Genomic DNA, 8,382 nt, shown 5'->3' with positions numbered 1-8,382 from the left:
TAAATCTCCGCTTCCTCTTTCTCATTACGGGGAATTCCGTCTCGCCAGTTAATCTTCGGATAGACCGGCTCGTACTTCGTATACCCTTCTACGCCCTCGTTCGCGTAATTCTCCAATTCCATCGCCGTCCATAACGCATCCCGCAGCGCTTTATCCATGTGAGTACGGATGCGGCGGACCTTAGAAAGGATCGGCATAAATCGGGATTTGATCGCCGTTCCGTCCGTATGTGACGTACCTGTTCCGCCTTTGTCTGATCCGGCCATTACAGTACCGAATAACCATTGCGGAGTTTCGGACTGGATGAAAACGAGGGATAACAGCATATCCAACTCTTTAAACGCGCCTTCAAGCTGCGAATTCCACGTCATATATCCTGGCGTCACATCGTCTTTGCCTACCGGAATATACTTGCCGCCCCATCGGACTGCGTTCGTACCGTCTTCCTCGCCGATATCGTCCGGACCATAAGCGACTGGGTCCGAATGCTTCCAGAGGATATAATCGATCTGTACGAGACGGTCGTTAATCGCTGCCAATACGGACTCGATCTTTTCAATTCCGCCGATTCCGCGCCAATCATCGTCTACCGTCTTATACGGTGCGTGGAATACTAACGGCCGATTAACGCCAGTTGAGACGATATCTTCGTCACGGCCGGTCGCGACCGGTTCGCCAATCGTAAACTTCGATATATCCACGCCATAACGACTGTCAACACCGTTTGATTCGAGCCGATACCGTTCATAAACGATGTAGCCCGGTAAATGACGCTCCACTACGAGATATGGCGTCGACTTTTCTTTACTCCGCGTAAGTAGCGATACGACCACGCCGTTCGACTCATCGACCCATTCTACGTAAGCAATATTTATGGCCGCGAACTTCTTCCGGCTGCCGCGGGCCAGTTCCGGGAACACGTAGCAAGCGTCGACCGCTTCGATGATCGGCTCGTGCTTCGATTCCGGTACGTCCAGCCCGGCTTCTTTCAACGCTGAGTAGTCGTTACGGTCCGCGTAATAAGTCTTGAGCCACGAGTCGCCTCGGATTCCTGCGCCCGTTACCGTTTCATGAATGAGCTGTACCACGTCGTTTTCCTCGATAATCCGGTTGAGCGCCGCCTGCTCCGCCGAATCGTCGGGATTACCGGATTCAAACGTTGGTGGATCGCCGACCATGAGGTCCGCCGGTTTTCCGATAAGTACGTCCATTAGGTTTACGGTGATGTATAGTTTGGCGAGCTGAGGCGCGGCGGGCGTATCCTTCAACAATTCCGACGCCCTCTCGTAAACGTCAAATAGCCGCCCGTCGTATATCGCGCGGCCTCGCTTGTATTTCGCGATGCGTTCGATATCGTCTGGCGGTGGGTACTGATTCCCCGGCTTGAATAGCTTCGTCAACTTGACGCCTCCCTTCTTACGTAATCCTCTAGCGAGATGGCTCCGGTCAGGATCAGCTTGTATTCCGCGACTCGTTTATCCCACCCGGCCGACTTCGCTCCGGTACGTAAATGCTCGTTGTATTCGGACCATAGCGCGAAGGAAACGGCGACTTTGGTAGATACTTCGTTGCCACTTTCGACCGTCCCGTTAAACTCACGAAGCGCACGGTTTTTACTGGCGGAAAATATCGCCCAGGAATCGTAATCAGGAGCGGCAACTTGCCGATCGTATTCCGCTACAATTGCGGTGTAATATCCGTTTAGATCGAAAATGTGGACCGCCTCCTTATCGATAAAATACTGCCGGTTTATTTCGTACTTGCCGTTTACCTTTCTTAAACGCCGAATACGCCATTTCCATAGCGTCCGGCAAATCGTCGTGCCAGCGGCTACCGTACCGTTCAAAATGTTCAAGTAACAACGCGTGCGACCGGTTGAATACGATGGTCCCGTTCTCGATATCGGGCAGCATCGCCTCGATACGGAGTTCTTTCCGCGCCCGCTGATGAATCTCCTTAACGCGGTTCCGAGCCGGATACCCCGCGGCCGTGAGCGCCTGCTTGAGCTTGTGTACGAAGAATTCCTGCGCCATCTGCGCTTCAGCCGCAATTACGTCCGGTTGATATCGGATAACCTTTTCGACAATTACACGCAAAAAAACGTCGGGATGAACTCGATCTCCCCACGCATCAATAACGTATATTCGTTTTGTTACTTTATGTTGAGCCAGCGTTACAATAGCAGAGTAGTCGCCCCGCTGTTTTCCCATCGCGAAGTCTATACCGGTAGATACGTAATAATCTCGGTGGCTAAAGTCTGGCGGCGCATCGTAATAGCGGAATTGGTCCGGTTTGAACACCTGGCTTTCCTCGTCGATCGGGTTGTTCATAAATTCCGTATTAAACGCTTTGGTTCCGTAATTCAGCTTTTCGAGGATCAAGTGCGCAATAGGAAACCGACCGGGCCAGAGGACTTCGGCACCGCGATCCATTTCGGCTTTATTCTCTGCGTAATACCGCATTGCAGCCTCTACGTTCGGTGATTTCCGTTCCTCTTCGGACTCCTCAAACGCCGCCAACTCTTCGTCGGTAGGCTCGTATTCCTTGTATATACGCTCGAATTCCGACCACAAATCTGTCCGTTCAGGCTGCGAAATAATGGCCGGGAACTCATTTTTGATGAAGTCCACGCGCTGTTTTAGCACGTAATTCAGCAACGAATCGTGATGAACCAGCGTTCCCATGAAGATAATTGCCGTCTGAGTCGGATCGTACGCGGGCATCAAGTCTGCGTTAAGCCAATCCTTCGCCTTCTGCCGTAGTTCTGGCGTATTGTTCGAATCTCGCGATTCCAAGTCGTCGAGCAAGATCAAGTCCGGCCGCTGCGAACCGTTCCGGAAACCCCGAATCTGCATTCCGAGGGATGTCGCTTCCATTTTGATTCCGGTCGACGTAAGAAACGCCTCTTCCGAATCCTTCTCGTTCAGCGACTTCTTTTCCGCAAGAACGCCACCGAAGTCTTCCCGTAGCTTCTGGTTATATTTGAGCTGACCGGCAACCCACTTAATAAATTTCTTCGAACCGTTATTCGTTTCAGAAATTATCAGGATCATCTTCCGCTTCCGGTATACGATTTCATGCACCGGAAAGGCGTTGCTGAGATACGCGGATTTAGCGTGCCCCCGTGACGCCGCCCATGCGATACGGGCCGTTCTGTTACGATTAGACACCGCGTCGAGTATCTTCGACAGTTTCACGTGAAAGTCCGGTGCGTCTTCCATATCGACGGCCGCCATAGGTACGAGATTGTCCGGATTGCCGGGGTTCCGAGCCTCCGAGAAGTATTCGTAGAAAAAGTAGAGCATATCGACTTCCGCCCGCTGAATCCGAACGAGCCGTCGGAGTTCTTCGATAGTCGCCTGATACGTTTCCACGTGATATTCCGTTGCTTTCCCGGCTTTAATAAGCGCGTGTAACTTCCGCCCTCTCTCGCGTAAGAGACTGATACGGTCGGCCCGCGCTTCACGTTCAAGCCATTGTCCGTCGATCCACGCCAGTTTGACCGACCTCCTTTACGTTTAATCTTCGCGACCTTCCATCCGAGCGCGAAATGACTCTATCCTGGCCGCCCATTCGTTTAGAAAGGTAACAAAGTCCGTTCCCATCTCGCAGACCATCCGCCGTATTTTACTGATCATACGGAATCACTCATCCTTCAAAAGCTCGTCAATATCAGCGATTTCAGCCACTAATTCCTCGTTTGACCGCGCCGCTCCCGCATCCTTCGTTTCCACTGCGACCTGCGCCGTAATCAAGCCCTCCCGCTTCATGAACAGGTCGATCGCCTTAACGGACGGCTGCGAGCTATCAATAAGCTGCATCAACTTACGGTATACCAGCGATCGTTTACCGGTGAGAAAATCGTCGGCCAGCGAGTTCGCGTAATCAATAAACGCTTTATTCTGCGTGCGCCATTCGTATAGAGTGTTCCGGCTCACGCCTACCTCGGCCGCGATCTCTTCGAAGCCTTTCCGCTCGTCTTCTGGCGCGAAATCCCGTTCTACTACCGCTAGGGCCGCGACCTTCTGACGGCCGTCAAGCCGAGATTCGAGTTGTTTTCGTTTTGCTGCGGACATGTTGCGTCCTCCTTTCTATTTACCGTGATTTTCACGTAGAAATAGCGCCGTAACCGTTAAGGGGACGTATTACCCTACCAAACGGCTAGGACGCGTAAATTACCGTGTTTGGACGGCTTAAATTAAGTAATGCGACCATCTTCGTACGTTCACGTTGATAGGCCGCTTCAAATTCGTGAGATTGCGAAAGTAATTCGTAGATGTATTCAGCGGAAGACCCGCTCCGTTCCGTCATTCCAGCTATTACGAGATCAAACCGTTCCTCCGTAAATGCTTCGGTTCTGCTACGGAAATCGAATAATGACGCTGATCCCTTCGATGAATTACAACTGGCGCACACCTTAACGAGATTCCAGCGGCTATTTGGTCCGCCTTGGATCATCGGAATAATATGGTCGATATGAAAAGAGCGCAGCCCATCGTCAGGGCCACGCTCCTTACCGCAGTAACTGCAAGTGTCTTTCGTAAAGTAAACGTCGTATGCGTCCTCCATCGTTAGGTCCGAGAATACTCCGGCCTTTGCCGCAAGGTATCGGGACGTTGTGAAGAACGGCGTATGTGGGTTCTCATCTCGGTACTTACGCTGTCTTTGTCGGTGAAACTCACGCTCATCTACCGTCATTTTGGCGCGTCTCTTTCGCTGATATTCCGCACGGTACTCCCGTTGCTCCACGTTTCTGCACCGATTACACTTACGTTTGCCTTTACAGAATTTTATCGTGTCGCTCTCCGCCTCACCACAGCGAGTGCAAATACGCAAGAAATCGACCTCCTGAGTTTAAAATTTTGTACGTAAATTGTAGACACTAGCCGCCGGGTTTCGCTACCTCACCCTTGGGGGGCTCGACACTTTACCGCGTCACAGCGTTATTTCATCGATTGGGAAGCGAGTTATACATTTTCGACACGGACGATATGCACTGCCGTTTATGCATCGATATGCACGTACATATGTACAAAACACACTGATTTTGTGGTCAAGTACAAAACCTTGACAGTACCGAAAAACCCCGTCATATCAACGTTTCTCACTTGTCAAGTCAGGCCCCGTAGACATTACGTTTAATCACCGTTTATGCATACCGCTGAGAACCCGCGTCCTTAAAGGCTTTCGTGCGAATCGCGTATAATTATTTCCCAGCGAAAGGTCCCGTTTATGCATTCCGTATACAGCTGGTAATTAACGGTAATATGTATAAAACTTTGTACATTAACGCTTCGTCACGGTGAATCACGTCAGCACCCCGTGAGTTTCGGAGGCCCCTTCCGGCAGGCCCGCGTTGCAGATGTACGGAGCCATACGGCTGTATATCGATGCCCTCCCGCTTATCCCATACCTCCGTAACCTCACGATAACCTACGGATAAGCCTCGTAATCCTCCCGCTTCATTAGAGCCGTTTAAACCCGCTTATCAGCCGCCGTAGGATACGTTCCTTCATTAACTCCCGTATATTTACGGACTACGACCGGAATAGGAATCGGTTCCTGATCGGTACTTACGTATCCATCTATACGTTCATAATCGTTAACCATCCGGATAAGCTCCGCTACTTCTGCGGGTGTTCCGGACGCTTCCATCTCCCACACGTCTCCGACCCGAGTAATACTAACCTTCATCATATCCACCCTCCCCGATGTCCCCGTAATAACCACCCGATGAACATACATAATACTGGAGCCACGATAACTATCGCCATGTTACGCAGACTGTCCGCAATACCTTCGGTTCGTGGATTAAACGGCGCAGGACCTACGTAAATAAACGCTGATATAACTAATGCGACGTAAAGGACCGTTAGCATTCGGGATCGCCTCCGTACGTTCTCTTATTTTCTCCCCATCCGGGTGAATTACGTAGTAACCAATACAGCGTAATGTATAATGCAGGAAACGCGGTTAAAAGCAACAGATTCGCCAATACCTGCGAACGTCCGTATCTCGCTACGTTTAGACATCCGGTAGGTATGTAATGAAGAATAGCAACGAGAACCAGCGTAAAGTGTAACGTTAGGAATGCGAATAGTATCGTATACATCGTTAATACCTCCGTTGTAGGTAACGTAATGCTCACGTACAGTGATTACACTGATCGGGAGCATAAAGGATAAAACCTTTCGTCCAGCAGCCAAAACCGTGCTGCTGTCCGGACTATTTTACTTACGCATCTCTTATCTTTTTATTTAAAGGACTACGTAAGAAAAGCTGCTGAGGGAAGGTGCTTTTCCTTCCCGAAGCTAGGCGGATGTTTTTCCCGCCTAATTGTTTTTCATATTCGCTATTATTTAGTAAGTATTTATACGTAGGTATTTATAACGTAAGTATTTATACCTCACCGATATAGTGATAGCCGGATCACTGTTTTAGTGATACGCTAATCACCGATATAGTGATCCGCCCCTTTAATTACCAATTGATGCCGTCATATATCGATTTTTGTTCGGTTTCCTCCGGTTTGGATTTTCGTGCTGCGAACTGTTCTGAACGCTTCTCGTAATGTTCACGCGCTTCTGGAAATCGTCCGTAAAATTCCGCCTCTTCCGTTATCGGAGGCTTTACGTAATACATATCGTTTCCGTACGTCGAGTGCCGCTTAGTTACGATTAATCCGTAGTCTTTTAGCACCCGCTTGTACGATACAACCTGGTTTATTCCGCAATTCAGCGCGAGCGCTATGTCTTCCGTTGATGGAAATGCGTACCCGTATTGCGGATTACTGCGGGCCATTAGGTACACGTACAACATCGCGTGACTCGATTTAAAGTCAGGCAGTCTCGTATATAACGTAAAAATAGCGTTATGCACTCTCGTAAAATCTCTCGTCGGCTCAAAATTAAACATCACTCCACACGCTCCCCACTCCACATATTAAGTTTTATTTACGGTCACTATATTCGTCCAATGACCGTCTCACTGCATCAGACTTTTCGAATAACCAAAAACGCCCACCAGTCCGTTCGTTTACACCTACGCAAATGTACCGGTGACCTGCGGATACAAGAAACCGAAACATTGCAGGCGAATAGCAAAATAAGTAAGCATTACTCATCAGATATCACTCCACTTCGGAAGATTGACGTTCATGTAACAGATACAATGAGACTACAAAATCACTTGGCGCAATCTCGGGATTAACATATTTGTTCGGATTTATTTGTAACTTCACTGTGTGACCTATTTCGACATAGCCGAGGTACCCTGCGACACACAGACTGTTTAGTAGCTTACGTGTGTATCCGATACTAAACCCTGTTAACTCAGAAATATCTGTCTTAGTTAATTCCGGGCCACCCGCGTAACCTTTTAGTAGGTATGACGGGTCTTGAATAAATCGCGTCAAGTAGTCAAATACCGTGAGAGCCGTCTTTGAAACATGCAGGTGTTTATTCATCAGCCCCACCACCCTTTAACGCGTCAGCCGCTGCTTTCAATTCCGCCAATGCTGCGGTTGCTTTCCGTGCCTCGCGTTGAAGCGCTTTGAGTCCCGCGATAGCCTCGGATACATTTACGTTTACTTTTACTTCGCCAATATCGGCCATGTACAATCGTCCCCTTTTCGATGTGTTAGCGCTAACCGGCCGGAGTGTACCCGACACATTCGTTTGTCAACGCAAAAAAAAGCCGACAAATGTCGGTTGTTGTGTTTATTCAACTAGCGATAGCTTACGCGCTGAAACGTCCCAGCAACCCGCCCTTTCTGGCGTATAGACGTGCTAACTCACGTTCTAGCTCAATTAACCGCCTTTGGATGCGAAGGACGTCACCTAGCGATTCGCTGTCGCTTGTATCCTCGAAGCTATCATCTTCTTCGAATTCCTCTCGCTCAAGCTCCGCTATTTCTCGTTTCGCTTCGGTGATCCTTTCATTGACTTCGTGCAGCATATCTTCGTAATCTAACCTTGTGTAGAACGTTTTGGCCTTGTTATACTCGGGCTTTAACGTTGATATAAGGTAAGTCTCGTAAATATCCTTTTCGTACTCGTTCTCAACAAGGTACAACCGCACGTGAGAAGAAAAGTGGTAGAAATCAGAAGACATAGAGTGCCGAGAAATTCTCCGTTTGAAGCTTACCGTTTTACCTACATATAACGGGACATTCCGGTCATCGTAGAAGACGTAAACTCCAGGCAGATCATACATGCTCTTGTTCCTTATTTCTCTTGGCGCTGCTTCCAAATACACTTCCGGTAATGACACGGTAATTGACATACGGGTTTCCTCCTAAATGGTATTAGGAAGGTAGGACGGAGTTTACCCGCCCCTTCGTCACCCACCTTGAAATTTTTCTCAATACCCGTAGCCAAATAA

The 8,382-nt window shown here is 49.1% G+C and carries 8 protein-coding genes; all 8 read right to left on the bottom strand.

What is annotated here, in order from left to right:
- The coding region (locus tag H583_RS0113815; RefSeq protein ID WP_051236458.1) for a phage portal protein at positions 1-1,400 on the bottom strand (1,400 nt) is incomplete at its 3' end.
- Between the two features lie 327 nt (positions 1,401-1,727).
- The gene (gene terL / locus H583_RS0113810; protein ID WP_245585914.1) at positions 1,728-3,374 is read right to left on the bottom strand and encodes a phage terminase large subunit; all 1,647 of its coding nucleotides are present in this window, start codon (positions 3,372-3,374) and stop codon (positions 1,728-1,730) included.
- A 270-nt stretch (positions 3,375-3,644) separates the two neighbouring features.
- The gene (locus H583_RS0113800; RefSeq protein ID WP_028560965.1) at positions 3,645-4,076 is read right to left on the bottom strand and encodes a phBC6A51 family helix-turn-helix protein; all 432 of its coding nucleotides are present in this window, start codon (positions 4,074-4,076) and stop codon (positions 3,645-3,647) included.
- An 85-nt stretch (positions 4,077-4,161) separates the two neighbouring features.
- A complete protein-coding gene (locus H583_RS38150; protein WP_173477353.1) occupies positions 4,162-4,569 on the bottom strand; it encodes an HNH endonuclease in 408 nt (135 codons plus the stop codon).
- A gap of 906 nt (positions 4,570-5,475) precedes the next feature.
- The gene (locus tag H583_RS0113790; protein ID WP_028560964.1) at positions 5,476-5,697 is read right to left on the bottom strand and encodes a hypothetical protein; all 222 of its coding nucleotides are present in this window, start codon (positions 5,695-5,697) and stop codon (positions 5,476-5,478) included.
- Positions 5,698-6,480: 783 nt separating this feature from the next.
- A complete protein-coding gene (locus H583_RS0113775) occupies positions 6,481-6,915 on the bottom strand; it encodes a helix-turn-helix domain-containing protein (protein ID WP_028559784.1) in 435 nt (144 codons plus the stop codon).
- Between the two features lie 542 nt (positions 6,916-7,457).
- Positions 7,458-7,613 carry a hypothetical protein gene (locus tag H583_RS37205; RefSeq protein WP_169456468.1) on the bottom strand — a complete coding sequence of 52 codons (156 nt, stop codon included), beginning with the start codon at positions 7,611-7,613 and terminating at the stop codon, positions 7,458-7,460.
- A 124-nt stretch (positions 7,614-7,737) separates the two neighbouring features.
- Complete coding sequence (locus H583_RS0113760) at positions 7,738-8,283, bottom strand: GIY-YIG nuclease family protein (protein ID WP_028559786.1); 546 nt, start codon at positions 8,281-8,283, stop codon at positions 7,738-7,740.
- Between the last annotated feature and the right edge of the window lie 99 nt (positions 8,284-8,382).

Origin of the sequence: Paenibacillus pinihumi DSM 23905 = JCM 16419 (assembly GCF_000422505.1) — a bacterium.
In the GTDB taxonomy this organism is placed as follows: domain Bacteria; phylum Bacillota; class Bacilli; order Paenibacillales; family Paenibacillaceae; genus Paenibacillus_D; species Paenibacillus_D pinihumi.
This window is presented reverse-complemented; position numbering and strand designations above follow the sequence as displayed.

Excerpts from the sequence above, each read along its gene's own strand:
- H583_RS0113790 (WP_028560964.1), bottom strand. The coding sequence starts at position 5,697 with ATGATGAAGGTTAGTATTACTCGGGTCGGAGACGTGTGGGAGATGGAA.
- H583_RS0113800 (WP_028560965.1), bottom strand. The coding sequence starts at position 4,076 with ATGTCCGCAGCAAAACGAAAACAACTCGAATCTCGGCTTGACGGCCGT.
- H583_RS0113760 (WP_028559786.1), bottom strand. The coding sequence starts at position 8,283 with ATGTCAATTACCGTGTCATTACCGGAAGTGTATTTGGAAGCAGCGCCA.
- H583_RS37205 (WP_169456468.1), bottom strand. The coding sequence starts at position 7,613 with ATGGCCGATATTGGCGAAGTAAAAGTAAACGTAAATGTATCCGAGGCT.
- H583_RS0113775 (WP_028559784.1), bottom strand. The coding sequence starts at position 6,915 with ATGTTTAATTTTGAGCCGACGAGAGATTTTACGAGAGTGCATAACGCT.
- H583_RS38150 (WP_173477353.1), bottom strand. The coding sequence starts at position 4,569 with ATGGAGGACGCATACGACGTTTACTTTACGAAAGACACTTGCAGTTAC.